The 25,267-nt window shown below is 69.1% G+C and carries 27 protein-coding genes; 13 read left to right on the top strand and 14 right to left on the bottom strand.

Going from position 1 to position 25,267, the window contains the following annotated elements; translation table 11 throughout:
* Positions 1 to 152: 152 nt before the first annotated feature.
* Genes O9Y01_RS12060 through O9Y01_RS12050 form a run of 3 tightly spaced genes read right to left on the bottom strand, consistent with a single transcriptional unit; the run spans position 153 to position 2,871 of the window.
* Entirely contained in the window at positions 153 to 1,457 is a 1,305-nt protein-coding gene (locus tag O9Y01_RS12060) for a c-type cytochrome (protein ID WP_269631827.1), read from the bottom strand.
* A complete protein-coding gene (locus O9Y01_RS12055) occupies positions 1,454 to 2,173 on the bottom strand; it encodes a c-type cytochrome (RefSeq protein WP_269631826.1) in 720 nt (239 codons plus the stop codon). The genes O9Y01_RS12060 and O9Y01_RS12055 overlap by 4 nt, the downstream gene beginning before the upstream one ends.
* The gene (locus tag O9Y01_RS12050) at positions 2,173 to 2,871 is read right to left on the bottom strand and encodes a YggS family pyridoxal phosphate-dependent enzyme (protein ID WP_269631825.1); all 699 of its coding nucleotides are present in this window, start codon (positions 2,869 to 2,871) and stop codon (positions 2,173 to 2,175) included. The genes O9Y01_RS12055 and O9Y01_RS12050 overlap by 1 nt, the downstream gene beginning before the upstream one ends.
* Positions 2,872 to 2,897: 26 nt before the next feature.
* Between O9Y01_RS12050 and O9Y01_RS12045 the strand changes: the two genes are divergently transcribed.
* From O9Y01_RS12045 to O9Y01_RS12035, 3 genes are all read left to right on the top strand, one after another.
* On the top strand, positions 2,898 to 3,941 hold the full coding sequence (locus tag O9Y01_RS12045) for a type IV pilus twitching motility protein PilT (protein ID WP_183103698.1): 1,044 nt from the start codon (positions 2,898 to 2,900) through the stop codon (positions 3,939 to 3,941).
* 182 nt (positions 3,942 to 4,123) lie between these two features.
* A complete protein-coding gene (locus O9Y01_RS12040; protein WP_269631824.1) occupies positions 4,124 to 5,260 on the top strand; it encodes a PilT/PilU family type 4a pilus ATPase in 1,137 nt (378 codons plus the stop codon).
* A gap of 11 nt (positions 5,261 to 5,271) precedes the next feature.
* Complete coding sequence (locus O9Y01_RS12035; protein ID WP_269631823.1) at positions 5,272 to 6,180, top strand: NAD(P)-dependent oxidoreductase; 909 nt, start codon at positions 5,272 to 5,274, stop codon at positions 6,178 to 6,180.
* A 433-nt stretch (positions 6,181 to 6,613) separates the two neighbouring features.
* On the opposite strand, the gene O9Y01_RS12030 is transcribed toward O9Y01_RS12035, so the two are convergent.
* From O9Y01_RS12030 to O9Y01_RS12020, 3 genes are read right to left on the bottom strand one after another with little or no spacing between them, the layout of a single operon-like run.
* On the bottom strand, positions 6,614 to 7,273 hold the full coding sequence (locus O9Y01_RS12030) for a BON domain-containing protein (protein ID WP_269631822.1): 660 nt from the start codon (positions 7,271 to 7,273) through the stop codon (positions 6,614 to 6,616).
* Between the two features lie 57 nt (positions 7,274 to 7,330).
* Positions 7,331 to 7,915, bottom strand: coding sequence for an SIS domain-containing protein (locus O9Y01_RS12025; protein ID WP_269631821.1), 585 nt, complete (start codon positions 7,913 to 7,915; stop codon positions 7,331 to 7,333).
* 39 nt (positions 7,916 to 7,954) lie between these two features.
* Entirely contained in the window at positions 7,955 to 8,371 is a 417-nt protein-coding gene (locus O9Y01_RS12020) for a YraN family protein (protein WP_269631820.1), read from the bottom strand.
* Here O9Y01_RS12020 and rsmI point away from each other — a divergent pair.
* A complete protein-coding gene (gene rsmI / locus O9Y01_RS12015) occupies positions 8,364 to 9,278 on the top strand; it encodes a 16S rRNA (cytidine(1402)-2'-O)-methyltransferase (RefSeq protein WP_269631819.1) in 915 nt (304 codons plus the stop codon). The genes O9Y01_RS12020 and rsmI overlap by 8 nt on opposite strands.
* A gap of 49 nt (positions 9,279 to 9,327) precedes the next feature.
* Here the strand turns inward: rsmI and O9Y01_RS12010 are convergent, their stop codons facing one another.
* On the bottom strand, positions 9,328 to 9,480 hold the full coding sequence (locus tag O9Y01_RS12010; protein ID WP_269631818.1) for a hypothetical protein: 153 nt from the start codon (positions 9,478 to 9,480) through the stop codon (positions 9,328 to 9,330).
* A 172-nt stretch (positions 9,481 to 9,652) separates the two neighbouring features.
* The gene (locus tag O9Y01_RS12005; RefSeq protein ID WP_269631817.1) at positions 9,653 to 10,012 is read right to left on the bottom strand and encodes a hypothetical protein; all 360 of its coding nucleotides are present in this window, start codon (positions 10,010 to 10,012) and stop codon (positions 9,653 to 9,655) included.
* A gap of 213 nt (positions 10,013 to 10,225) precedes the next feature.
* On the opposite strand from O9Y01_RS12005, the gene tldD reads away from it, so the two are divergent.
* The 4 genes from tldD (at position 10,226) to O9Y01_RS11985 (ending at position 13,463) form a co-directional block, all read left to right on the top strand.
* Positions 10,226 to 11,689: a metalloprotease TldD gene (gene tldD, locus O9Y01_RS12000; protein ID WP_269631816.1), complete on the top strand. Its 1,464-nt coding sequence runs from the start codon at positions 10,226 to 10,228 to the stop codon at positions 11,687 to 11,689.
* Positions 11,690 to 11,723: 34 nt separating this feature from the next.
* Positions 11,724 to 11,864 (top strand): hypothetical protein, encoded by a 141-nt coding sequence (locus tag O9Y01_RS11995; protein ID WP_269631815.1) that lies wholly within the window; start codon positions 11,724 to 11,726, stop codon positions 11,862 to 11,864.
* Between the two features lie 107 nt (positions 11,865 to 11,971).
* The gene (locus tag O9Y01_RS11990) at positions 11,972 to 13,111 is read left to right on the top strand and encodes a 3-deoxy-7-phosphoheptulonate synthase (RefSeq protein WP_269631814.1); all 1,140 of its coding nucleotides are present in this window, start codon (positions 11,972 to 11,974) and stop codon (positions 13,109 to 13,111) included.
* Between the two features lie 40 nt (positions 13,112 to 13,151).
* Positions 13,152 to 13,463: a hypothetical protein gene (locus tag O9Y01_RS11985; protein WP_269631813.1), complete on the top strand. Its 312-nt coding sequence runs from the start codon at positions 13,152 to 13,154 to the stop codon at positions 13,461 to 13,463.
* Between the two features lie 83 nt (positions 13,464 to 13,546).
* On the opposite strand, the gene O9Y01_RS11980 is transcribed toward O9Y01_RS11985, so the two are convergent.
* Positions 13,547 to 14,185 carry a trimeric intracellular cation channel family protein gene (locus tag O9Y01_RS11980; RefSeq protein WP_269631812.1) on the bottom strand — a complete coding sequence of 213 codons (639 nt, stop codon included), beginning with the start codon at positions 14,183 to 14,185 and terminating at the stop codon, positions 13,547 to 13,549.
* 103 nt (positions 14,186 to 14,288) lie between these two features.
* Here O9Y01_RS11980 and htpG point away from each other — a divergent pair, with 103 nt between their 5' ends.
* Positions 14,289 to 16,169 carry a molecular chaperone HtpG gene (gene htpG / locus O9Y01_RS11975; RefSeq protein ID WP_269631811.1) on the top strand — a complete coding sequence of 627 codons (1,881 nt, stop codon included), beginning with the start codon at positions 14,289 to 14,291 and terminating at the stop codon, positions 16,167 to 16,169.
* Between the two features lie 49 nt (positions 16,170 to 16,218).
* Here the strand turns inward: htpG and O9Y01_RS11970 are convergent, their stop codons facing one another.
* The 3 genes from O9Y01_RS11970 to O9Y01_RS11960 all read right to left on the bottom strand — a co-directional run bounded on the left by O9Y01_RS11970 (position 16,219) and on the right by O9Y01_RS11960 (position 19,068).
* Positions 16,219 to 17,319 (bottom strand): serine/threonine protein kinase, encoded by a 1,101-nt coding sequence (locus O9Y01_RS11970; RefSeq protein WP_269631810.1) that lies wholly within the window; start codon positions 17,317 to 17,319, stop codon positions 16,219 to 16,221.
* Positions 17,320 to 17,376: 57 nt separating this feature from the next.
* On the bottom strand, positions 17,377 to 18,210 hold the full coding sequence (locus O9Y01_RS11965; RefSeq protein ID WP_269631809.1) for a DUF2726 domain-containing protein: 834 nt from the start codon (positions 18,208 to 18,210) through the stop codon (positions 17,377 to 17,379).
* A 114-nt stretch (positions 18,211 to 18,324) separates the two neighbouring features.
* On the bottom strand, positions 18,325 to 19,068 hold the full coding sequence (locus tag O9Y01_RS11960; protein ID WP_269631808.1) for a GNAT family N-acetyltransferase: 744 nt from the start codon (positions 19,066 to 19,068) through the stop codon (positions 18,325 to 18,327).
* A 354-nt stretch (positions 19,069 to 19,422) separates the two neighbouring features.
* Between O9Y01_RS11960 and rplM the strand changes: the two genes are divergently transcribed.
* From rplM to erpA, 3 genes are all read left to right on the top strand, one after another.
* On the top strand, positions 19,423 to 19,851 hold the full coding sequence (rplM, locus tag O9Y01_RS11955) for a 50S ribosomal protein L13 (protein WP_183103683.1): 429 nt from the start codon (positions 19,423 to 19,425) through the stop codon (positions 19,849 to 19,851).
* 9 nt (positions 19,852 to 19,860) lie between these two features.
* Positions 19,861 to 20,253 carry a 30S ribosomal protein S9 gene (gene rpsI / locus O9Y01_RS11950; RefSeq protein WP_269631806.1) on the top strand — a complete coding sequence of 131 codons (393 nt, stop codon included), beginning with the start codon at positions 19,861 to 19,863 and terminating at the stop codon, positions 20,251 to 20,253.
* A 305-nt stretch (positions 20,254 to 20,558) separates the two neighbouring features.
* On the top strand, positions 20,559 to 20,933 hold the full coding sequence (gene erpA, locus O9Y01_RS11945; RefSeq protein ID WP_269631805.1) for an iron-sulfur cluster insertion protein ErpA: 375 nt from the start codon (positions 20,559 to 20,561) through the stop codon (positions 20,931 to 20,933).
* Positions 20,934 to 21,096: 163 nt separating this feature from the next.
* On the opposite strand, the gene O9Y01_RS11940 is transcribed toward erpA, so the two are convergent.
* Both O9Y01_RS11940 and O9Y01_RS11935 read right to left on the bottom strand, forming a co-directional pair.
* The gene (locus O9Y01_RS11940) at positions 21,097 to 22,203 is read right to left on the bottom strand and encodes an anhydro-N-acetylmuramic acid kinase (RefSeq protein WP_269632132.1); all 1,107 of its coding nucleotides are present in this window, start codon (positions 22,201 to 22,203) and stop codon (positions 21,097 to 21,099) included.
* A gap of 40 nt (positions 22,204 to 22,243) precedes the next feature.
* Entirely contained in the window at positions 22,244 to 23,626 is a 1,383-nt protein-coding gene (locus tag O9Y01_RS11935) for a M23 family metallopeptidase (protein ID WP_269631804.1), read from the bottom strand.
* A gap of 237 nt (positions 23,627 to 23,863) precedes the next feature.
* Between O9Y01_RS11935 and tyrS the strand changes: the two genes are divergently transcribed.
* A complete protein-coding gene (gene tyrS / locus O9Y01_RS11930; RefSeq protein ID WP_269631803.1) occupies positions 23,864 to 25,111 on the top strand; it encodes a tyrosine--tRNA ligase in 1,248 nt (415 codons plus the stop codon).
* Positions 25,112 to 25,267: the final 156 nt, after the last annotated feature.

The following is a 25,267-nucleotide window of genomic DNA, read 5'->3' as shown; positions in this document are numbered from 1 at the left end:
TCGACGGAGGGGTCGGAAAAACGGCAGCGCGAAGTGTCAGCGCTGGGTCAGTTCTTGGATCATCGCAAGCGGGCGCGGACGTGAACGAATCCGCGCCAAACCGATGCAATACCACTTCGCCCATCGGCGCTTTCGGCCGACCGGGCCGATGCCTAGGGGTTTGTGCCCATGTCGTTGGTCAGGGCCTGGACCTGCTGGGCACTGAGGGCGCCCGCCTGCTGGCCCCAGCTGTTGCGCACATGGCTCAGCAGCGCGGCGAGCTGCTCGGCATTGAAGCTGCCGGCAAAGGGCGGCATGCCGAAGGGGCGCGGGTGCTCGGGCGTTGCCGGAGCGAATCCGCCCTGCTGCACCAGGCGCAGCAGGTTGACGGGCGAGTCCTGCATCACGAGGCGGCTGCCCTTCAGCGGCGGATAGACGCCCGGCCGCCCCTGGCCCTGCTCGCCATGGCAGGACTGGCAGTGGGCCTTGTACAGCTCGGCCCCCAGCAGACCTTGCGCCGCGGGCGCGGGGGAGGGCTCCGGCATGCGCCGGGCCACCGGCGCGGCAGGCAGGGCCTTCAGGTAGCGGGCCATGGCGGCGAGGTCGTCCGCGCTCAGGTGACGGGTGCTGCCCATGACCACCTCGGCCATGGGCCCCTGCGCGATGCCCTGCGCCGTGACACCGCTGCGCAGCCAGGCCTCGATCTCGCCCGGGGACCAGGCCTGCACGCCGGCCTCATCCGCGCGGTGCAGGGACGGCGCATACCAGCCCAGGCCGCGCAGCAGGCCGCCGTCGAAGCGGTCCAGGGACTGAGGCGCGCCCAGTGCATTGCGGCTGCCGTGGCAGGCGTTGCAGTGGGCCAGGCCCTGGCTGAGGTAGGCCCCGCGGTTCCAGGCCGCGTCCTGGCTGGTGTCGGGGGTGAAGGTGGCCGGGCGGAAGAAGAGGGCCCGCCATACGGCCAGTGCCGGCTGCGTGCCATAGGGCCATCGAAGGGCCGACGGGCGGGACGGCGCCGTCACCGGGGCCTGTGCCTGGAAATGGCTCAGCAGGGCATCGCTGTCGGCGCGCGTGAGGAGGGTGTAGCTGGTGTAGGGGAAGGCCGGGCTCAGCAGGCGACCGTCGCGGCCGCGGCCTTCGTGCAGGGCGCGCCAGAAGTCATCCGGCGACCAGCGGCCCAGGCCCGTCTCGGCGTCGGGCGTGAGGTTGCTGCTGTAGACCGTGCCGAAGGGCGTAGGGATGGCGCGCCCGCCGGCCAGCGGCGCGCCGCCCGGGGCGGTATGGCAAGCGGCGCAGTTGCCCACGCGGGCGAGATAGGCGCCGCGGGCCTGCTGTTCGGCGAGGGGCAAGGCCTGCAGGGACTCAGTCGGCGCGGGCAGGGGCGCTGGCCGGTTGGCCTGCCATACCCAGAAGGCAAGACCTGACCCCAGCAGTGCCAGCCCCCCCAGCAGCCGCAGGACCAGGGGCAGGCGGCGCGTCAAGGCAGGCCTCCGCACCGCAGGGGCAGCTTCCCGTCCGAGGCGGGGGCGGGCTTGGCGCCGGTGGGCACGGCCTGCGCGGACAGCCAGTCGGCCACGGCGCGGATGTCTTCCGGATCGAGCCGGCGGGCGATGTCCGCCATGCAGTCGGGCGCTCGTGAGCGGCGCTCGCCTTGGCGCCAGGCGGCGAGCTGGGCCAGGAGGTAGTCCCGCGGAAGGCCCAGCAGGCCGGGCACGCCGGGCTGGCGGCCCAGCAGGGCCTCGCCGTGGCATTGCTGGCAGGCCGGCAGCTTGCGCTGCGCATGGCCTTGGCGGACGAGCGTCTGGGCCCGCAGCTGGTCCGCCGGGGCCATGGCTGGCGACTGGGGCGGCGGGTAGGGCAGGTCCAGGCTGGCGAAATGGGTGGCGATGGCCTGCAGGTAGTCGTCGCTGAGCGGCGCCAGCAGGGTGTTCATGGGGCCGTACTGCCGCCGGCCTTCGCGAAAGCTCAGCAGCTGCTGGTAGAGGTAGCCGGCCGGCTTGCCCGCCAGCCGTGGGTAGTAGCCGTCACGTCCCGCACGACCCTGGGGACCGTGGCAGCCGGTGCAGGCCAGCAGGCGCTGGGCCATGCTGTCCTCGAACGGAGGCGGTGTCTGTGCGTGGGCGGTGGAGGCCAGCAGGGCCAGCGCCGCCAGCGCCGGGCGCCATCGCGCCGTCCAGGGGCGTGCCGTGGTCCGCATCAGATCGGTGCCGGCCGCGAGCCGAAGATGGCCGATCCCACGCGCACCAGGGTTGCGCCCTCCAGCACGGCGGCTTCCAGGTCGGCGCTCATGCCCATGCTGAGGGTGTCCAGGTCCAGGCCCTGGCCCTGCAGCTGGCGCAGCAACTCGGCCAGCTGGCGATGGGGCCGGCGCTGGGCCTCGAGGTCGCCGGCGGGCTCCGGGATGGCCATCAGGCCACGCAGCCGCAGGCGCGGCAGCTGGGCGATCTGCGCGGCCAGGGCGGGCACCTCCTCGGGCCTCAGACCGCTCTTGCTGGCCTCGCCGCTGATGTTGACCTGCAGGCAGACCTGCAGCGGCGCCAGGCCCTCGGGGCGCTGCTCCGAGAGGCGCTGGGCGATCTTGAGCCGGTCCACCGTGTGCACCCAGTCGAAGGACTCGGCCACCACGCGGGTCTTGTTGCTCTGCAGGGGGCCGATCAGGTGCCACTCGATGCCCGCACGCAGGTCCGCCAGCGCGGCGATCTTGTCCAGCGCCTCCTGCACGTAGTTCTCGCCGAAGGCCCGCTCGCCGGCCGCATGGGCCTCGCGCACGGCGGCCGCATCAAAGGTCTTGCTGACCACCAGCAGGCGGACGGCCGACGGGGGCCTTGCCCCATCCGTGCAGGCTTTGGCAAGCCGGCGGTGCACTTCTTGAATGTTCTCTTTGATCGTCGCCATAATGGCCTACGCTTATCGCCCACACCATGGACATCACACAACTGCTGGCATTCTCGGTCAAGAACAAGGCCTCCGATCTTCACCTCTCTGCCGGGCTGCCGCCCATGATCCGGGTGCACGGAGACGTGCGACGCATCAACGTCGAGGCGCTGGAGCACCGCCAGGTGCACGACATGGTGTACGACATCATGAACGACGCCCAGCGCAAGAACTACGAAGAGACGCTGGAGTGCGACTTCTCCTTCGAGATCCAGGGCCTGGCCCGCTTCCGGGTCAATGCCTTCAACCAGAACCGCGGCGCCGGCGCCGTGTTCCGGACGATTCCCTCCAAGATCCTGACGCTGGAGCAGCTCAACGCGCCCAAGGTCTTTGCCGACCTGGCCCTGAAGCCGCGCGGCCTGGTGCTGGTGACCGGCCCCACGGGCTCGGGCAAGTCGACCACCCTGGCCGGCATGGTCAACCACCTCAACGAGAACGAGTACGGGCACATCCTGACCATTGAGGACCCGATCGAATTCGTGCACGAGTCCAAGAAGTGCCTGATCAACCAGCGCGAGGTCGGCCCGCACACCCTCAGCTTCGCCAACGCCCTGCGCTCCGCCCTGCGCGAGGATCCTGACGCCGTGCTGGTGGGCGAGTTGCGCGACCTCGAAACCATCCGCCTGGCCCTGACCGCGGCCGAGACGGGCCACCTGGTCTTCGGCACCCTGCACACCAGCTCCGCCGCCAAGACCATCGACCGTATCGTCGACGTCTTCCCTGCGGCCGAGAAGGAGATGGTCCGGGCCATGGTCTCGGAGTCCCTGGTGGCCGTGATCTCCCAGACCCTGTGCAAGCTCAAGGACGGCAGCGGCCGCGTGGCGGCGCACGAGATCATGCTGGGCACCTCCGCCGTGCGCAATCTGATCCGCGAGAACAAGGTGGCCCAGATGTACTCGGCCATCCAGACCGGCAACTCGCAGGGCATGCAGACTCTGGACCAGAACCTCGCCGACCTGGTGCGCCGCAACGTGATCTCGCCGGCCGAGGCCCGCGCCAAGGCCAAGTTCCCCGAGAACTTCCCCGGATGAGCATCCGGGGGCGGCCCCGGCCGGGCTGCCCTCGACGAACCGCGAGCGGCGTCCTGCCGATGCGGCCCTGGCCCAGGGGCCGGAGGCCGCGCGGCGAGACATTCCGTCACCCCTGAACCGCGCGTCCTGTTGCAAGATGCGCGCCGCTTTGGCCCCCGGAGGGCATGGAAGGACACCCCAGCATGGAACGCGATCAGGCCTCGAAATTCATCAATGACCTGCTGCGGTTGATGGTCTCCCGCAAGGGCTCCGACCTGTTCCTGACGGCGGATTTCCCGCCGGCCATCAAGGTGGACGGCAAGGTGACCAAGGTCTCTCCTCAGCCGCTCAGCGGCCAGCACACCCTGCAGCTGGCGCGCTCGATCATGAACGACAAGCAGGCGGCCGACTTCGAGAAGCACAAGGAGTGCAACTTCGCGATCTCGCCGCAGGGCATCGGCCGCTTCCGGGTCAACGCCTACCTGCAGCAAGGGCATGTGGCCCTGGTGCTGCGGACGATTCCCCAGAACCTGCCCAGCATCGAGTCCCTGGACCTGCCGCCCATCCTCAAGGACGTGGTGCTCACCAAGCGCGGGCTGGTGATCGTGGTGGGAGCCACCGGCTCGGGCAAGAGCACGACGCTCGCCGCGATGATCGACCATCGCAACGAGACGACCTACGGCCACATCATCACCATCGAGGACCCGGTGGAGTTCGTGCATCCGCACAAGAACTGCATCGTCAGCCAGCGCGAGCTGGGCCTGGACACCGACAACTGGGACATCGCGCTGAAGAACACGCTGCGCCAGGCGCCGGACGTCATCCTCATGGGCGAAATCCGCGACCGCGAGACCATGGAGCATGCCGTGGCCTTCGCCGAGACGGGCCACCTGTGCATGGCCACCCTGCACGCCAACAGCGCCAACCAGGCGCTGGACCGCATCATCAACTTCTTCCCCGAGGAGCGGCGCGCCCAGCTGCTGATGGACCTCTCGCTGAACCTGCGATCCATCGTCTCGCAGCGCCTGCTGCCGCGCCGCGAGGGCAAGGGGCGCATCGCCGCCGTGGAGATCCTGCTCAACACCCCGCTGATCTCGGACATGATCTTCAAGGGCGAGGTGGGCGAGATCAAGGAAATCATGAAGCGCTCGCGCGAGCAGGGCATGCAGACCTTCGACCAGGCCCTGTTCGACCTCTACGAATTCGGCCGCATCAACTACGAAGACGCCCTGCGCAACGCCGATTCCGTCAACGACCTGCGCCTGCAGATCAAGCTCAACAGCGAGCGCGCCCGCAGCGGCGAGCTCAGCCAGGGCACCGAACACCTCACCATCCTCTGAGCACAGCAGCCATGGCCGACAGCATCAACACCACGCGCAGCTACGAACCGGCGGCGCCTCGCCGCGCCGCCTTCATCGGCCTGGGGGTGATGGGCCTGCCCATGGCGGGCCACCTGGCCCGAGCCGGCCATGCCGTGACCGTCTACAACCGCAGCGCGGCCAAGGCGCAGGCCTGGGTGGCCGAGTTCGGAGGGGCGTCGGCCGACACGCCGGCGCAGGCCGCGCGCGAGGCCGACGTGGTCTTCGTCTGCGTGGGCAACGACGACGACCTGCGCTCCGTGCTGCTGGGCGAGACCGGCGCCTTCGCCGGCATGAAGCCGGGCGCCATCCTCGTGGACCACACCACGGCCTCTGCCGAGGTGGCGCGGGAGATGCACGCGGTGGCGCGCTCGCGCGGCCTTCACTTTGTCGATGCGCCCGTGTCCGGCGGTCAGGCCGGTGCCGTCAACGGCCAGCTGACGGTCATGTGCGGGGGAGATGCCGAGCCCTTCGAGGCCATGAAGCCCGTCGCCCTGGCTTTCTCGCGTGCCGTGACCCGCGTGGGCGAGCCGGGCGCCGGCCAGCTCGCCAAGATGGTCAACCAGATCTGCATCGCCGGCCTGGTCCAGGGCCTGGCCGAGGCCATCGCCTTTGGCGGCCGCGCGGGCCTGGACATGAAGCAGGTGCTCGAGGTGATCGGCAAGGGCGCGGCCCAGAGCTGGCAGATGGACAACCGCGGCAAGACCATGGTCGACGACCAGTTCAACTTCGGCTTCGCCGTGGACTGGATGCGCAAGGACCTCGGCCTGGTCCTGGACGAAGCCCGCCGCAACGGCGCCAAGCTGCCCGTGACCGCCCTCGTGGACCAGTTCTACGCCGACGTGCAGGGCCTGGGCGGCGGCCGCTGGGACACCTCCAGCCTGATCAAGCGCCTGCGCTGAGCGACCCGGCGAGCAGTCGGCGCTCGTCCCCGCGCGAACACCGCTGATCCGGCTTTGCCGGGCAGTCGGTGTTGCCCCCTTGGGGGGGCGCGCGCAGCGCGTAGGGGGAGGTCTGTCCCTCACCGCTGATCCGGCTTTGCCGGGCAGTCGGTGTTGCCCCCTTGGGGGGCGCGCGCAGCGCGTAGGGGGAGGTCTGTCCCTCACCGCTGATCCGGCTTTGCCGGGCAGTCGGTGTTGCCCCCTTGGGGGGGCGCGCGCAGCGCGTAGGGGGAGGTCTATCCCTCACCGCTGATCCGGCTTTGCCGGGCAGTCGGTGTTGCCCCCTTGGGGGGCGCGCGCAGCGCGTAGGGGGAGGTCTGTCCCTCACCGCTGATCCGGCTTTGCCGGGCAGTCGGTGTTGCCCACTTGTGGGCGCGCGAGGCGCGTAGGGGCGTTACCTCGATTCGTTGGGCTTGGGCGGCTTGGGTGCCGTGCGGGCCAGTTCCTCTTCGGAAATGATCTCGTACATGCGCACCACCTTCTTCACGCCGGCAACGCCCCGGGCGATCTCGGTCGCGCGGTGGGCCTCGCGTTCGGTCACGCGGCCCAGCATGAAGACTTCGCCGCGCTCCACGACCACGTAGAACGCGTTGGAAATCAGGTCGCGGGCGTCGACCAGGCTGGCCTTGATCTTGCCAGCGATGAGCACGTCGTTGGAGCGCGCGCTCAGCGAGCTGATGAAGCCCACCTGCAGCTCATTCGCCACGCGCCCGACATTCTCCACTTCGGCAACGATGCGTTCGGCCTCGGCCTTGTCTTCCTCGTTGCGGGTCTCGCCGGTCAGCAGCACCACGCGGTTGTAGCTGTTGACGTTGATGTGGACGCGGTCGCCGAGCTTGTCCGCCAGGCGCTTGCTGGCCTTGAGCTCGATGCCCTGGTCCTCCAGCTGGGTGCCCGAGGTGCGGCGGTCGGTGGCCATCAGGGCCGTGCCGACCATGCCGCCCACCATCAGGGGCGCGCAGGCCGTCAGCAGGCCGCAGCCCAGCGCGGCGACGAGGGGAAGCGCACGAAGGGCGCGACGGACGCACAGTGGGCGCGAAGGGTTTGCTTGCATGGTTCAGCCTCGGGGTCAGGTCTTGATTCGATCAGCCGCGACCGGATCAGCAAAAAGTCATTCCTCGATGCCCAGCAGCTGGGCGTCGATGGCATCGCAAAGGCAGTGGCACAGCAGCCGGTAGCCCTCGGCGACGCGGGCGAAGCGGCTGTGGGGCAGGCGCAGCTGGACGTCGGTGTCCAGCAGGGCGGCGCGCAGCCCTTCGTCCTGGCTGCCGCTGAGCAGCACCACGCTCATGTCCTGGGCATGGGCCGCATCCAAGAGGGGCACCAGGCTCTGGCCGCTCCCGCTGGGGTTGTCGATCAGCAGCAGCAGGTCGCCGGGGTGGCCGAGGGTCTGGATCTGGCGCGCGAGGGCGGCGGCCTCATCCAGCGGGCCCGGACCCTGGTGCAGCAGCGCGTTGATGGCGAGGGCCGCCAGGCCGGGGCGATCCTGTTCGAAGCGGCCGGTCAGGAGCGCGGCCAGATAGGCGGCATCCTGCGCAGCCAGGCCGGCGCCGGCGCACAGCAGGCGGCCGCCACCGGTGATGCCGTCGACCAGCATCTGGGACGCGAGGGCCATGGGGCGCGAGAGCGGCTCGGCAACCTGGTAGAGCAGGTCGGCACTCTCGAAGAACTGTTGTTGGATGCGTTGTTCAAGCATTGGCGCGAATGATAAGCCAGCGTCTGGCCCCGCCCGGGTCTACCCCGCATCGAAAGCGGCCTGCAGCCAGAGCAGCTGGGCGCCGTCGATGGCGACGACGTCGAAGCGGCAGGGCGGCGGCTGGCGATAGCGCTGCAGATAGTGCTGGGCAGCCAGCAGGATGCGACGGCGCTTGCTGGCGCCGATGGAGGCGGCTGCACCGCCATGCGAGGCCGAGCGGCGCGCACGCACCTCGACGAAGACCAGGCTGCCGGCGGGGTCCTGCAGGATGAGGTCGATCTCGCCGCCCGGGGCGTGAGGGCCGCGCGCCACCCGATAATTGCGCTCCAGCAGCCGCATGCCCTGCGCCTGCAGATGCCGCAGCGCCCGCTGCTCGGCCTCTGCACCGCGTGCCTGGCGGCTTTCGCTGCCCCCACCCTGGGGCGGCCCCGACTTGAAGGCGCTCCACTTGAACATTGATGCCTCTTTGCTGATGCAGGCCGCCCGCGCGGCGGCTGGTGGCCAGCAGTATCCGGCCGGCACCCTCTACCTGGTGCCCACGCCCATCGGCAATCTGGCGGATGTCAGCCTGCGCTGCCTGCACGTGCTGGCCCTGGTGGATGCCGTGGCCTGCGAGGACACCCGCGTCAGCGGCCAGCTCCTGCACCACCTGGGCCTGCACAAGCCGCTGCTCAGCCTGCATCAGCACAACGAGCAGTCGGCCTCGGCCGCACTGGTGGCGCGGCTGCAGGTGGGGGAGCGCATCGCCTATGTGTCGGATGCAGGCACGCCGGCGGTGTCTGATCCCGGCGCGGTGCTGGTGGCCGCCGTGGCCAGGGCCGGCCTGCGCGTGATGCCCCTGCCCGGGCCTTCGGCCGTGGTGACGGCCCTGAGCGCCGCGGGTGATGCGCGCGCCCAGGGCTTTGCCTTTGCGGGCTTTCTGCCACCCAAGGGTCAGGAGCGGCGCACGCGCCTGCAAGCCCTGCTGGGATCGGCACAGAGCCAGGTGCTGTTCGAGGCGCCGCATCGCATTGCCAACCTGCTGGACCTGCTGGCGGAGTTGGCACCGGCACAGACGCTCAGCGTCTGCCGGGAGCTCACCAAGCAGTTCGAGACCGTGCACACCGGCCCCGCAGCCGACATGCCGGCCTGGCTGGCTGCCGATGCCCAGCGCGAGCGCGGCGAATTCGTGCTGGTGCTGCATGCAGAGCCGCCGCAGGCCGCCGCCGAGGCGTTGCCGCCGGAGGTGGCGCGCATGCTGGAGCGCCTGATGCAGGAGCTGCCGCTGAAGCAGGCCGTGCAGATCGCGACCGATCTCAGCGGCCTGCCGCGCAACAGCCTTTATGAAGCCGGCCTGCAGATGAAGAAGGCCGCCGAGGCCTGACGACGCAGGGCCCGGGCGGCCTGTGCTGGCAAGGGTGGCGCTCGGTCGCTCAGCGCGTGAGCCCGTCAGCCAGCCAGAGGTCTCGAGCATCCGCCAGCCGGGCCGCCGGCCGCATGGCGGCCACGGTGTCCGGCGCGGAGGGGCGTGCGAAGGGGCGCTGGGTGGGCCGGTCAACGGGCTGGTCAGCGAGCCACTTAGCCATCCACTCAGCGATCCACTCAGCGATCCACTCAATGGTCCGCTCAGCGATCCGCTCAACGGTCCGCTGAGGGATCTGCTCGTGGATCTGCTCGTGGATCTGCTCAAGCGGCCGTGCGGCGGCCCGCGCCGCGTTGCATCCAGGGGCGCGCCCCGTGGCTCATGTCGAGAGCTGCTCAGTTGCCGGGAGCGCTGGCGGTCTTGGCGTTGTGCTTGGCGTGGTGGATGTCCTTGTTGGCGGCATCCTGCATGCGGTGCAGGCGGCGGCGCTCGTGCTTGGTGACGGTGCCGTCGGACTTGGCATTGGCTTCGGCCTGGTTGATGCGGCCCTGCTCGCGCTCCAGGCGCTGGGTCTCGCGGGCGGTCAGCGTGCCGGAGGCGGCGCCCTGGGCGATGCGGGCCTGCTGCCGGGCTTCGCGCTGGTCGGCGCGCGGGGTGGACGGCGTCGTGGGTTCCTGGGCCTGCACGCTGAGGGCTGCGGCGCTGCCGAGGGCGAGAACGGTGATCAGGCGGGTCATCGAGGTCGAGAAGCTCATCGTGTCACTCCTTGGAGGGGTTGGGTTTCTGGGGTGTCACCGGCACCGCGCCGGCTGTGAGGTGACAACGCCGGCCCTTGCGCCGGCGGTGACAGCGCTCGTGTAAAGAACGGTGAAAGCGCAGCTTGCCGGTACGAAGGCATAAGTGCATCGGCAGAAGGGGTGAAAGCCCGCATGGGGGCGGCGAGGGGATGCGCTCCTACAATGGCCCGCATGATTTCGCGCGAACCCACCATCGCCCGTCTGGCGACCGCCCGCAGCCAGCTGCTGGAACCCTTCGGCCTCACCGAGGCGACGCTCGCCAAAGCCTTGCGGCTGATCACCGAGCATCGTGTCGATGACGCGGACCTGTACTTCCAGACCACCCGCGCCGAGGGCTGGAGCCTGGAGGAGGGCATCGTGAAGAGCGGCAGCTTCTCCATCGACCAGGGCGTGGGTGTGCGCGCCGTGGCCGGTGAGAAGACCGCCTTCGCCTACTCGGACGACATCTCCGAGAACGCCCTCCTGGACGCCGCCCGCACTGTGCGCACCATCGCCGCGGCCGGCCAGAGCCGCCGCGTCAGGGTGCCGGGCGAGCCGGTGATCGCCGCCAGCCGTTCGCTCTATGGTGACGCCGACCCCATCGCCAGCCTGGACAGCACCGAGAAGGTGGCCCTGCTGGAGCGCGCTGAGCGCATGGCCCGCGCCCGCGACCCGCGCATCGTGCAGGTGATGGCCGGTCTGGCCGCCGAGCACGACGTGGTGCTGATCGCCCGCGCCGACGGCACCCTGGCCGCCGATGTGCGCCCGCTGGTGCGCCTGTCCATCACCGTGATCGCCGAGCAGGGGGATCGCCGGGAGGTGGGCACGGGCGGCGGCGGCGGCCGCTTCGGCCTGGCCTATTTCACCGACGAGATGATCGCCTCCTACGCCGAGGACGCCGTCAATGCCGCGCTGACCAACCTCGAGTCCCGCCCGGCCCCGGCCGGCGAGATGACTGTGGTCCTCGGCCCGGGCTGGCCCGGCGTGCTGCTGCACGAGGCCGTGGGCCATGGCCTGGAGGGCGACTTCAACCGCAAGGGCTCCAGCGCCTTCGCCGGCCGCATCGGCCAGCGGGTGGCCGCCAAGGGCGTGACGGTGCTGGACGACGGCACGCTGGCGGACCGCCGCGGTTCGCTCAACGTGGACGACGAGGGTCATCCTTCGCAGGCCAATGTGCTGATCGAGGACGGCATCCTCAAGGGCTACATCCAGGACGCCATGAACGCCCGCCTGATGAAGGTGGCCCCGACCGGCAACGGCCGCCGCGAGAGCTACGCCCACCTGCCCATGCCCCGCATGACCAACACCTACATGCTGGGCGGGGACAAGGACCCGGCCGAGATCATCGCCAGCATCGACAAGGGCCTGTACGCCACCAACTTCGGCGGCGGTCAGGTCGACATCACCAGCGGCAAGTTCGTTTTCTCGGCAAGCGAGGCTTTCTGGGTCGAGAAGGGCCAGATCCAGTACCCGGTCAAGGGCGCGACCATCATCGGCAACGGCCCGGACGCGCTGACCCGCGTCAGCATGATCGGCAATGACATGGCCCTCGATACTGGCGTGGGCGTCTGCGGCAAGGAAGGCCAGAGCGTGCCCGTGGGCGTGGGCCAGCCGACGCTGCGCATCGACGGCCTGACCGTGGGCGGCACGGCCTGACCGGGACGCCGGTCCGGGCTTGATTCGACGCAAGATGCAGCGCAAGGACAACAAGCGCGGGCTTGACGCCCTCGCGCCGCAGCAGGCAGTATTCGCCACCATGCACTCGCCGAAGTTTTACTTTGCCTTCTTTTGGTTCTCGCACCGCACCGGCGGAGGAGAGGCGAACGCGTAACCCACCAGACACGCAACGAATCTCTAAAGACCGCCGGGCCTCCCCCGGCGGTTTTTTTTTGCCTTGCGTCGTCGGTCCCCACAGCAGAACAAGCAGAAAGCCTGACCATGAATGCCAAGACCCCCAGCTCGCCCTCGTCTGCCGCGCACCAGGCGGAGCGCTGGTACTCGCCGCAGGACAAGACCAGCCAGACCGACGACGAACGCATCCGCGACATCACCCCGCTGCCGCCGCCCGAGCACCTGATCCGCTTCTTCCCCATCAGCGGCACGCCCATGGAGAAGCTGGTCGTGGGCACGCGCCAGGCCATCCGGCGCATCATGCAGCGCAAGGACGACCGCCTGCTGGTCATCATCGGCCCCTGCTCCATCCATGACCCGGCCGCCGCGCTGGAGTACGCCCGCCGCCTGATGGTGGAGCGCCAGAAGTACGCCGACACGCTGGAGATCGTGATGCGCGTCTACTTCGAGAAGCCGCGCACCACGGTGGGCTGGAAGGGCCTGATCAACGACCCCTACCTCGACGAGAGCTACCGCATCGACGAGGGCCTGCGCATCGCCCGCCAGCTGCTGCTGGAGATCAACCGCCTGGGCATGCCGGCGGCCTCGGAGTTCCTGGACGTGATCTCGCCGCAGTACATCGGCGATCTGATCTCCTGGGGCGCGATCGGCGCCCGCACGACGGAGAGCCAGGTGCACCGCGAGCTGGCCTCCGGCCTGTCGGCGCCGATCGGCTTCAAGAACGGCACGGACGGCAACATCAAGATCGCCACCGACGCCATCCAGGCCGCGGCGCGCCCGCACCATTTCCTGTCGGTCCACAAGAACGGCCAGGTGGCCATCGTCGAGACCAAGGGCAACAAGGACTGCCACGTGATCCTGCGTGGCGGCAAGGCGCCCAACTACGACGCCGAGAGCGTGGCCGCCGCCTGCAAGGACCTGGCCGCGTCCAAGCTGGACACCACGCTGATGGTGGACTGCTCGCATGCCAACAGCTCCAAGCAGCACCTGCGTCAGCTGGAGGTGGCCCGTGACATCGGCGCCCAGGTGGCGGGCGGCAGCAACCAGATCTTCGGCGTGATGGTGGAGAGCCATCTGCACGACGGCGCCCAGAAGTTCACGCCGGGCAAGGACGACCCCGCCAAGCTGGAGTACGGCAAGAGCATCACCGATGCCTGCCTGGGCTGGGACGATTCGCTGGCCGTGCTGGAGGTGTTGTCCGAAGCCGTCAAGGCGTCCCGCGGCTGAGGTCCCTCGGCTAGGATGCTTGCCACAGGAGGCTCAAGCCATGCGCAGTGAAGTCCAGGTCGTGTACGGCCCCGGCGAGGAAGTCCATCTCACGGTCGATGCGGCCGAGGTTCTCAGCTTTGACGCTGCGCGCCAGTGGCTGGACGAGCAGTTCGTCAAGCACGGCTGCGAGCCCATGCGGGGTTCGGGCAAGGTGCTGATCGCCGACAAGATCCTGGGCGTGGCGGCGGCCGTCGGTGCGGCCGCGCTGCGCGATCCGGCCTTCGGGCTGGACTTCGCCCGCGCGGCCTCCGGTGCCCTCAGCAAGGCCCTGGTCAAGGTGGATGTGGCGAAGCTGGCGGTCTCGTTCTGAACGGCGCTGCCGGTCGGGCGCCGGCCCTCAAGACCTGACCCCGCAGCGGCCTGCCTGCCGGCCCGCATGGCCTGCGGCCGGGCTCAGCCCCCGAGCTGCGGCACCGGCAGCTGCCAGCCGTAATGCAGGGAGGCCAGTCGAAGGCCGGCCACGCTGACCATGCCCAGCATGAAGGCCAGGTCACGCTTCAGGCCGACGCGATGCAGCAGCTGGTACAGCGCAATGCCGGCCAGCGCCGCGGTGGCGTAGATGTCCTGGCGCAGCAGCAGGGGCACCTGGCCGCTGAGCAGGTCCCGCACCACGCCGCCGCCGGTGGCCGTCAGCACGCCCATCAGCAGCACGGGCACGGGCGGGAGGTGGCAGTCCTCGGCGATTTCGGCACCGCACAGTGCGAAGACGGCCAGGCCCAGGGCATCGGCGATCTTCAGGGCCTGCAGCGCGCTGGGCGGCAGCGGGCCGGTGAAGAGGGTGGCCAGGGCGGCTACCACGATGACCGTGAGGTAGCGGCTGTCCTTCATCCAGAAGACCGGGTGGCGGTTCAGCAGCAGGTCGCGCAGCGTGCCACCGCCCACCGCGGTGATGGAGGCCAGCACCAGCAGGCCGAAGAGGTCCAGTCCCGCGCGCATGGCGGCCAGGGCACCCGAGATGGCGAAGACGGCCACGCCGGCCAGGTCGAACCAGTAGAGCATCGCGGCAGTGTACTGAGCGTTCGCGATTTTCAAGGAGGGGGCTCTTGAACTTGCCTGCGCCGCCCCCAGATGGCCTAGCGCACGGCGGCTCCAGGTGAGGAAGCCGCCTTTTCCACTGACCACACATTGCCACGCCATGGACAAGCACACTCATTCCTTCCAGGCCGAAGTCAAGCAGATCCTGCACCTGGTGACGCACTCCCTGTATTCGAACAAGGAGATCTTCCTGCGCGAGCTGGTCTCCAATGCCTCGGATGCCTGCGACAAGCTGCGCTTCGAAGCCCTGGACAATGCCGCGCTCTACGAGGACGCGCCGAACCTGGAAGTGCGCGTCAGCTTCGACGCTGAAGCCCGCACCATCACCATCAGCGACAACGGCATCGGCATGAGCGCCGAAGAGGCCGTGGCCCACCTGGGCACCATCGCCAAGAGCGGCACGCGCGAATTCATGTCCCGCCTGGAGGGCGACCAGAAGAAGGACGCCAACCTGATCGGCCAGTTCGGCGTGGGCTTCTACTCCGGCTTCATCGTGGCCGACCGCATCACCGTGGAAAGCCGCCGCGCCGGGCTGAAGGCCGAGGACGGCGTGCGCTGGAGCTCGGAAGGCACGGGCGAGTTCGAGGTCGAGGCCATCACCAAGGCCGGCCGCGGCACGGACGTGATCCTGCACCTGCGCGAGGGCGAGGAGGAGTTCCTCAAGACCTGGCGCCTGAAGTCCATCATCGGCAAGTACTCCGACCACATCTCCCTGCCCATCCTCATGCGCAAGGAAGAGTGGAATGCCGAGAAGGGCGAGCAGCAGCTCACCGACCAGTGGGAGAGCGTCAACAAGGCCTCGGCCCTGTGGACCCGCAGCAAGAGCGAGGTCACCCAGGAGCAGTACGAGGACTTCTACAAGCAGATCTCCTACGACAGCGAGGCCCCGCTGGCCTACACGCACAACCGGGTCGAAGGCCGCAGCGAGTACACCCAGCTGCTCTACATCCCCAAGAAGGCCCCCTTCGACCTCTGGAACCGCGACAAGCGCGGCGGCGTGAAGCTCTACGTCAAGCGCGTCTTCATCATGGACGACGCCGAGGCGCTGATGCCCGTCTACCTGCGCTTCGTGAAGGGCGTGATCGACTCCGCCGACCTGCCGCTCAACGTCAGCCGCGAGCTGCTGCAGGAAAGCCGCGACGTGAAGGCCATCCGCGAGGGCTCGACCAAGCGCGTGCTGTCCATGCTCGAGTCCCTGGCGAACAGCGAGGACGCCGCCGAGCGCGAGAAGTACGCCGCCTTCTGGAAGGACTTCGGTCAGGTGCTCAAGGAAGGCCTGGGTGAGGACCACCAGAACCAGGAGCGCCTGGCCAAGCTGCTGCGCTTCGCCTCCACCCATGCCGACGAGGGGGTGAGCCTGGCGGACTACGTCGCCCGCATGAAGGATGGCCAGGAGGAGATCTACTACATCACCGCAGACAGTCTGGCCGCCGCCAAGAACAGCCCGCAGCTGGAGGTCTTCCGCAAGAAGGGAATCGAGGTGCTGCTGCTGGTCGATCGCGTCGACGAGTGGATGCTCTCCCACCTGTACGAGTTCGAGGGCAAGTCCCTGCAGTCCGTGGCCAAGGGCGCCATCGACCTGGGCAAGCTGCAGGACGAAGAGGAGAAGAAGAAGGCCGAGGAGGCCGCCGAGACCTTCAAGCCTCTGCTGGAGAAGCTCAAGACCGCTCTGCAGGGCCGTGCCAAGGACGTGCGCGTGAGCACCCGCCTGGTCGATTCACCCGCCTGCATCGTGGTCGAGGAGGGCGACATGTCCGGCCACCTGGCCCGCCTGCTCAAGCAGGCCGGGCAGGCCGCGCCCGCCTCGCTGCCCACGCTGGAGATCAACGCCGAGCACGCCCTGGTGAAGAAGCTCGACGGCAGCGACCGTTTCGATGACCTCGCCCAGATCCTCTTCGACCAGGCCGTGCTGGCCGAGGGCGGGCATCTGGAGGATCCGGCGGCCTATGTGAAGCGCGTGAATGCGCTGCTGATGGCTTGATCAGGCCGCCCGGGCAAGACCTGGCCCTCTGGGGTCAGGTCTTGCCTTGTCAGGAGAAGCTGTCGCCGTCGAGATGGAAGTCATCGTCGTCGTCCTTGAACGAGGGCGGCGCCGGGGCCTCTTCGGCGGACTGCATGGCCTCCAGCTGCTCCGCCAGCTTGGCCACCTGGTCGTTCCAGTAGTTGGGCGTGCCGAACCAGGGGAAGGCCAGCGGGAAGGCCGGATCGCCCCAGCGGCGGGCCAGCCAGGCGCTGTGGTGGATCATGCGCAGCGTGCGCAGCGGCTCGATCAGGCGGCGCTCGCGCCAGTCGAATTCGCGGATGGATTCATAGCCGTCCATCAGCGCGTCCCACTGCCAGCGTGCGGTGGCCTCGTCGCCGCTGAGCAGCATCCACAGGTCCTGCACGGCGGGGCCGGTGACGGCGTCATCCAGGTCCACGAAATGCGGGCCGTGGTCGGGCGTCCAGAGGATGTTGCCGGGGTGGCAGTCGCCGTGCAGGCGCAGCTGCCGGGCATCGCCCAGTGCTTCGAAGGCCCGGGTGATGTGCGTCAGGCACTCCTGCACGACGCGGTCCCAGCGCGGGGCGATCTCGGGCGGCAGCACGCCCTGGTCCATCAGCCAGGCGCGCGCGGTTTCGCCGGGCTCGGCGCCCCACCAGCGCACGCGGTGCGTGAAGGGCTGCCGCGCACCGACCTCATGCAGGCGCGCCAGCAGGCGGCCGATCCAGCGCAGCACCTCCACATCCTCCAGCTCCGGCGCGCGACCGCCCTGGCGCGCGGCCACGGCGAAGCGCTGCAAGCCGATGCGGCCCAGCGTGGCCGGTGCGCCCAGCAGCTCCAGCGCGCCCTGCGGATGGGCGAAGTGATCGCTGCGTGCCAGGGCCCAGGGGTGGGCGACGGGCACCTCGGCATCGGCCAGTTCAGCGGCGAAGGCGTGCTCCTCGAGGATCTGGGCCTCGGTCCAGCGACCCGGGCGGTAGAACTTGGCCACGGCCACGCGCCCGTCTTCCAGGTGGACCTGGAGCACGCGGTTCTCGTAGGAATTGAGCTGCAGCAGGCGGCCGTCGCCGCGCAGGCCGGCCGCCTCCAGGGCGTCCAGCATGAATTCGGGCGTCAGCTCGCCAAAGGCGCGGTCGGTGTCGGGGTTCATGCGGGGCGCCCGGCGGATCAAGCCGGCAGCATCAGGAAAGGAAAGGGCGCGGCCGGGTCAGCGGCCGTCGGGGAAGCGGGGGCTGTCCACCACCACGCCCACGATGTCCTGGGCGGCATCCGGGCCTCGCGGGGTCTGGTCGAGGCTGATGTCCAGGCCGCCGGTGTCCGGCTCATCCGCCCCCGCCAGGCTGGGGCGCTCGCCGGTGGCGCTGTCAAAGCGCGGGTCCGGTGCGAAGAAGGAGTCCTGGAACACGGACGAGTCCTGCCACAGGCTGGCTCCCACCGTGTTGATGGGGCGGCCGTTGGCGGCGGGTGCCAGCGGCGTGCCCGCGCCAGCGCCCGCGGGGCTGGCGGCCGGCGCGCGTGCGGGCTTGGTGCCGGCCTGGGGGCCGCGCACATGGCTGTTGTTGTAGGGCACCAGCAGCTGCAGCTCGGCTGCGGTGGGCAGCTTGTCCAGGGGGCAGCGCAGGTAGCGCACGCGGCAGGCGTTGAGCACCGACTGCTTGATCTGAAGGCCGCGGCCCTGTTGCTGGCGCTCGGTGTCCAGGTCGATGGCGGCCAGCACCCGGCCGTTGCTGCTGCAGATGGCAAAGCCCACGTTCAGCGCCCCGAGGAGATCGAACCAGTAGCGCGTCTCGCTGGCCTCGCTGGGCTGGCAGAAGCGCACGAGAGGCAGCTTGCACAGGATCACATGGTGAGGCAGGGCCTCGCGCAGCAGGCGGTAGACGCGGCGCTCGTCGGTGCTGAAGACAGGGCGGGGCGTCAGGGGCCACTCATCCGGAAGGCGGTGCCGGGCGCCGCGAGGGCGCTTCCAGAGCCAGACGGCACCCAAGGCTGCAAGCCCCAGGCAGGAGGCCAGGGCAAAGATCCACGGGATTAGGGTCGGCATGGGCGCTGGGGGCTGCTGAGGGACGTGTCGGGCCGTCAGGAAGGAGTCCTGGCGGGCCGGGCGGCCGTCAAAGTGTAACCACGGCGGAACCGCCGTCGCGCCGAAGCCTTGCCGCTATTGCTTGGCGGCCTTGCCGGCGTCGCGGTATTGCGACTTGACCTCGGCCACGCCGTCGATGAAGTCACCGAAGGCGCGCACATGGCGCTTGAACTGGAAGTCCAGTTCGGCCATGTGCCGCTCGATGGCCTCGCCCACATGGGAGGACACCGAATCCGGCGGCAGGCGCAGCCAGGCCTCGGACTCGCTGCCGTCGCGCTCCACGGTGGCGCCGGCGCTGCGGGCGATCTTGAGCATGGGCGCGTTCTCGCTCAGCGCATGGATGAAGAGGGTCTCGATGCCGCGGTTGCGCGCATGCAGGGCCGCATGCTCGAACAGCCGGGCGCCAAAGCCTCGACCCCGGGCGCTGGCCAGCACCGAGACGCCGAACTCGGCCATGGCAGGCTTGCCCTGGCGCTGCGGCGCCGGCTCGTACGCCAGGTGGGCCATGGCCACCAGCTGCAGCCGGCGGTTGAAGATGCCCAGGACCTCGTCGCGGGCGAAGTCCAGGCTCATCGCGTACTTGCTGATCTGCTCGTCGCTGGCCGGGTAGCCGAAGCGCAGGTAGCGGTCGCGCTCGTTGAGGCTCAGCAGGTGAGTCAGGATGCGCTTGCGATGGCGGCGCGCCAGGGAGCGTATGGGCACCCAGCTGGCAAATCGCTGCAGGCCCAGCTTCTGAGGCAGCCAGGCCAGGGCGCTCGATTCGGGCTCGGGTTCGGTGTGGCCGGGATCGGCCAGGGACGACGGTTCTTGGGCAGTCATGTGGGCCTCCGCTCGGCCAGGAGCACAGCCGGGAGCGCAGCCGGGAGGGCTGCGGCATGGACGCATATTAGCGGGCCGGCCGCCCGGGGACCTTGATCTGATCGGCATTCCCGCCTGCTCGCAACTTGCCGGACTGGCCGTACTTGGGTACACTCTCGGGCTTTCCTCGTATTTGGCTGCGGGGAAGGATGCGCCTTGGCGCCATGCACGTGAGAGGCCGCGAGCGGGCTGAACCCCTGAAAAGTGGGTCGGCAGGCAAAGAAGCGGCACCGAACGGTGGCCCTGGTGCAGAAGTTTCAGCCAGCGACTGCTGCGAGCGGGTGTGATGCCGGCCGCAGCCAACGAAAGCAACTCATGAAGACCTTCAGCGCCAAGCCGGCCGAGGTGACGCACGAGTGGTTTGTGATTGACGCCACCGACAAGGTGCTCGGACGTGTTGCCAGCGAAGTGGCACTCCGTTTGCGCGGCAAGCACAAGGCCATTTACACGCCTCACGTGGACACCGGTGACTTCATCGTCGTGATCAACGCAGACAAGCTGCGCGTGACCGGCAACAAGGCCACCGACAAGGTGTACTACCGCCACAGCGGCTTCCCCGGCGGCATCTACGCCACCAAGTTCAAGGACATGCAAGCCAAGCATCCGGGCCGCGCCCTGGAGAAGGCTGTCAAGGGCATGCTGCCCAAGGGTCCCCTGGGCTACGCCATGGTGAAGAAGCTGAAGGTTTACGCTGGTGGTACCCACCCGCATACCGCCCAGCAGCCCAAGGCTCTGGAAATCTAAGGAACGGCAATGATCGGAAACTGGAATTACGGTACCGGCCGCCGCAAGTCGTCGGTCGCTCGCGTCTTCATCAAGAAGGGCACGGGCCAGATCATCGTCAACGGCAAGCCGCTGGATCAGTACTTCGGCCGTCAGACGTCCATCATGGTCACCCGCCAGCCCCTGGTGCTGACCAACAATGGCGAAGCCTTCGACATCAAGGTGAACGTTCACGGTGGTGGCGAGTCCGGCCAAGCCGGTGCTGTCCGTCTGGGCATCACCCGTGCGCTGATCGACTACGACGCAGCCCTGAAGCCCGAACTGAGCCGCGCCGGCTTCGTCACGCGTGATGCGCGTGAAGTCGAGCGTAAGAAGGTCGGTCTGCACGGCGCTCGTCGTCGGAAGCAGTTCAGCAAGCGCTGATCTTCCTGGCTGGCCTGGTGCCAGCCCCGCCTGGAAAGTCTCCGCGGAGCTTTCCAGTGCTCCAAAAGGCCGCTTCATGCGGCCTTTGTCATTGCAGAGGCTGCTTTTCTCGGCCTCTTTGCGGCCTCTTTGCGGCCACTTTGTTTTCGCTGCCGCGTGCAGACATCACGCCGGCCGCCGCCGCTGTGTCATCAAGGCCTCAAAGCCCTTCGTGGCACCGGGTCATGCAGGCCTTTGGCGAATACCTGAGTCCGACGCTGGGGGATAATCCAGCCATCTGACCTCTCTCAAGCAGGACACAAGCGATGAGCGCAGTTCTCGAATCCACCACCGCCGGCCCCAGCGACATCCCGGCGCCCATCATCTTCACCGACAGCGCCGCCGAGAAGGTGCGAGACCTGGTCGCCGAGGAAGGCAATCCGGAGCTGAAGCTGCGCGTCTTCGTGCAGGGCGGTGGCTGCTCGGGCTTCCAGTACGGCTTCACCTTCGACGAGGTGGCCAACGAGGATGACACCCAGATGATGAAGAACGGCGTCACCCTGCTGATCGATGCCATGAGCCTGCAGTACCTCATGGGCGCCGAGATCGACTACAAGGAAGATCTGCAGGGCGCGCAGTTCGTGATCAAGAACCCGAACGCCTCGACCACCTGCGGCTGCGGTTCCAGCTTCTCGGTCTGACGCTTCTCGCAGGCCGGGTCGCCCAGGGGCGCCCGGTGATGCGCTGACAACGCCGCACGGCCTGGCCGCTGCGGCGTTTTGCTTTCCGGGTCGACCATGGCGCCATGCGCTGCCACGCGGCCCGTGGCGCATCTGAAGGTGGGGGTGTGGGATGGTGGCGGGCTCAGGCGGGATGCCAGGCGCCCAGGATTCGCGGCCCGCGCGCGCCGGTGACGGCCGGCAGATTGCCCGCCAGGCCCTCGCAATGCCGCATGGCCAGCCAGGCGAAGGCGGCGGCTTCCACCTGCATGGCGGGCAGGCCCAGGGCGTCGCTGGGCTGCAGCGTCCAGCCGGGCAGGGCCTCTGCCAGGCGCTGCATGAGCCGGCCATTGAGCGCGCCGCCGCCGCACACGACCAGCCGGCCGCCGGTCCCACCGTGCGTCAGCAGGGCCTGGGCAATGGAGAGGGCAGTCAAGTCCAGCAAGGTGGCCTGGACGTCCTCGGGCGCTGCGGGCGGGGCCAGGGCCGTCAGGTGCGCCTGCAGCCAGTCCGGATTGAAGAGGTCCCGGCCGGTGCTGCGCGGCGGCGGAAGAAGGAAGAAGGGCTCGTCCAGCAGGCGGGTCAGCAGCCCGGGCAAGACCTGACCCTGCGCGGCCCAGGCGCCATCGGCGTCATAGGGCAGGCCGCGGTGCTGGCTGATCCAGGCATCCATCAGGCAGTTGCCGGGGCCGCAGTCGAAGCCACGGGGCGCGGCGCCGGGCGCCGCGCCCAGCAGGCTGACATTGCTGATGCCGCCGATGTTCAGCACGGCCTCGCAGCGCCCTGCAAACACCGCCTGGTGGAAGGCGGGCACCAGCGGAGCGCCCTGGCCGCCGGCGGCCACGTCGCGGCTGCGCAGGTCGGCCACCACGCCGATGCCGCAGAGTTCGGCCAGCAGCGAGGCATTGAGCAGCTGGGTCGTGTAGCCGCTGCCATCGAACTCCCCCGGACGGTGGCGCACCGTCTGGCCGTGGGCGCCGAGGGCGCGGATGGTGAGGGTGGGGTGCCGCAGGGTCAGGGCTTGTGTGAGCTCGGCATAGGCACGGGCCACGCCGTTGGCCGCCAGGGCCGCGCGGTGCAGCTCGTTCTCGCCCGGGGTATTCAGCGCCAGCAATTCGGCCCGCAGGGCGGGTTCGAAGGGCGCAAAGGCGTGGTCCAGCACCTGGAGGGCGCCGTCCGGAGCGCAGGCCGCGAGCACCGCGTCCACGCCGTCCAGCGAGGTGCCGGACATCAGTCCGATGTAGTGCTGCATGCCTTGCGGAGCGCTCACGCCGCGGCCAGGGTGGGGGCGATCAGTCGGCGTCGCTGACGCCCTGGCCCAGGGAGCGGGCCACGTCGATCTGGGTGCGGGCGGCCAGGGCCGTCTGCTGGAACAGGCCCTTTGCGTAGCCCGGCAGGGTCAGGGACTCGGAGGCGCGGGCGATGGCGCGCGGGTCCTGGTGCTGGCCCTTCACGCGGAATTCGAAATGCAGGTGCGGGCCGGTGGCCCAGCCGGTAGCGCCCACGGCGCCGATCTTCTGGCCCTGCTCGACGCGCTGGCCCTTCTTGACGTCAATGCGGCTCAGGTGGGCGTAGACCGTGACGCGGTCATTGGCGTGCCGCACATGGATCACGTTGCCGAAGCCGTTCTGCCAGCCGGCGGACTCCACCACGCCGTCACCCACGGCCTGCACGGCGGTGCCGGTGGGGGCGCCGTAGTCCACGCCCAGGTGGGCGCGCCAGGTCTGCAGGATGGGATGCATGCGCATCGAGAAGCCGGAGGTCACGCGCGAGAAGGGCAGGGGGCTGGCCAGGAAGGCGCGGCGCTTGCTCTGCCCGTCCATGGTGTAGAAGTTGCCCTTGCCGGTGACGCTGTCACGGAACCACACGGCGCTGTAGCTGCGGCCGTTGTTGACGAACTCGCCCGCCAGCACCTTGCCGGCGCCGCCGTCCCAGGTGATGGGCTCGCCGTCGGCAGTCAGGCCTTCGTAGACGACCGAGAAGCGGTCGCCCTTGCGCAGTTCGCGGTGGAAGTCGATGTCGCCCGAGAACATCTCGGCGATCTGGGACGCGATGGCGTCGGGGATGCGGGCATCGTCCGTCGCGGCCCACAGGGAGCTGCGGATGGTGCCGCTGGCCAGGCGCACCTGGGACTGCAGCGGGGCGGTCTCCAGCACGCTGCGCAGACCCTTGGCGTCGCGCTCGATGCGCAGGCGGGTGAAATGCGTGGCCTGCTGCTCCGGCTTTTCGGCGGGGAAGCGGGCGATGAGGGACTCGACCCGGCCCGAGGGGCGGGCATTGATCTGCACCAGCTTGCCGGCGCGGCCCTGGAGCACGCGGCGGGCCGTGGCGTCACTGCGCAGGAAGGCCGCGAACTCCGGGTCGAAGGCGCCCATGCGCTTGAGCAGGCTGTCGGCGGTGTCGCTGGCGCGGGTGAGGTCGTTGCGGCTCAGGGCCACCTCGTGCTCGGCCAGGTCGGCGAGCTGGGCGGCGAGGTCATGCGTCTGCACGGCCTCGGCGATGGTGGTCTGGGGCAGGTCCTGGGCGTCGGGCGCCAGCGGTGCCACGCCGAAGGCGGTCACGGCGAATCCGCTGAGCAGGCCTACCAGGCTGCCCGTCAAGGCACGCGGATGGCGAGCCGCGAAGGCTTCGGCATGCCCCAACACCTTGTTCAGTTCCTTGGTCCAGTCAGTCACGCTTGCGGGTCCCGGTCTTCTCTGTGCTTGTTCTGGACCGCACCTGCGCGGGTAGCCTGGAAGCGACGCGGTCCGCGGGGGACCGTCCACTAGAATCCAGCACTTTTGCGGCCGTCCAAAGATGGCCGCTGAGGCCAAAACTGGCGCCGAGTATACCCAGGGACCCCCTAGATCAAGGGCTGGGAAACCCGTCATCCGGCCGATTTCCGCTGCGCATCGCCCTCACGAGAGCTCTTCATGTCCGAATCGCGAACCGACACCCCCGCCAAGCCGGCCTACCCCGTCACCGAGCGCGTGCAGGAAGCCCTGCGCATCAGCCTGCGCGGCTGCGAAGAGCTGCTGCCGCAGGCCGACTGGGTGCAGAAGCTGGCCCGTTCCGAGGCCACCGGCACGCCGCTGCGCATCAAGCTGGGCCTGGACCCCACGGCGCCGGACATCCACATCGGCCACACCGTGGTGCTCAACAAGATGCGCCAGCTGCAGGACCTGGGTCATCAGGTGATCTTCCTGATCGGCGACTTCACCTCCATGATCGGCGACCCCTCGGGCCGCAACAGCACGCGCCCGCCGCTGACGAAGGAGCAGATCCAGGCCAATGCCGAGACCTACTACAAGCAGGCCAGCCTGGTGCTGGACCCGGCCCGTACCGAGATCCGCTACAACAGCGAATGGAGCGAGCCCCTGGGCGCCAGCGGCATGATCCAGCTGGCCGCCAAGTACACCGTGGCCCGCATGATGGAGCGCGACGATTTCGCCAAGCGCTTCGCCAGCCAGACGCCCATCTCGGTGCACGAGTTCCTCTACCCGCTGATGCAGGGCTACGACTCCGTCGCGCTGAAGTCCGACCTGGAGCTGGGCGGCACCGACCAGAAGTTCAACCTGCTGATGGGCCGCCACCTGCAGGCCGAGTACGGCCAGGAGCCCCAGTGCATCCTGACCATGCCGCTGCTGGAGGGCCTGGATGGCGTGGACAAGATGTCCAAGTCCAAGAACAACTACGTGGGCATCACCGAGCCGGCCAACTCCATGTTCGCCAAGATCCTGTCCATCAGCGACGAGCTGATGTGGAAGTGGTTCAACCTGCTGTCCTTCAAGAGCCTGGACGAGATCGCCGCGCTGAAGAAGGAGATCGAGGGCGGCCGCAACCCGAAGGACGCCAAGGTCATGCTGGCCAAGGAGATCACGGCCCGCTTCCACAGCGCCGCCGCCGCCGAGAGCGCCGAGGCGGACTTCAACAACCGCGCCAAGGGCGGCATTCCCGATGACATCCCCGAGGTGAGCCTCTCCGGCGCGCCGCTGGGGATCGCAGCCGTGCTGAAGTCCGCCGGCCTCGTGGCCTCCAACAGCGAAGGCATGCGCATGATCGAGCAGAACGGCGTGCGCATCGACGGCACCGTGATCAGCGACAAGGCCCTGAAGCTGGAGGCCGGCACCGTGGTCGTGCAGGTGGGCAAGCGCAAGTTCGCCAAGGTCACGATCGCCTGAGATCGAGCGCACCATGAAAAACGGGAGGCCGGCGAGCCTCCCGTTTTGCTTTGCGGTCCCCTCGTTACCAAGGTGGCGTTCGCATCAGCCCTTGCAGGCCTCCCTCTATCGCGCGGAGCCCGGGGATCCGGCTTGGCCGGGCCCTCGGGCTCGCCC

Origin of the sequence: Pelomonas sp. BJYL3, from assembly GCF_027257975.1 — a bacterium.
Taxonomy (GTDB): domain Bacteria; phylum Pseudomonadota; class Gammaproteobacteria; order Burkholderiales; family Burkholderiaceae_C; genus Roseateles_B; species Roseateles_B flavus.
This window is presented reverse-complemented; position numbering and strand designations above follow the sequence as displayed.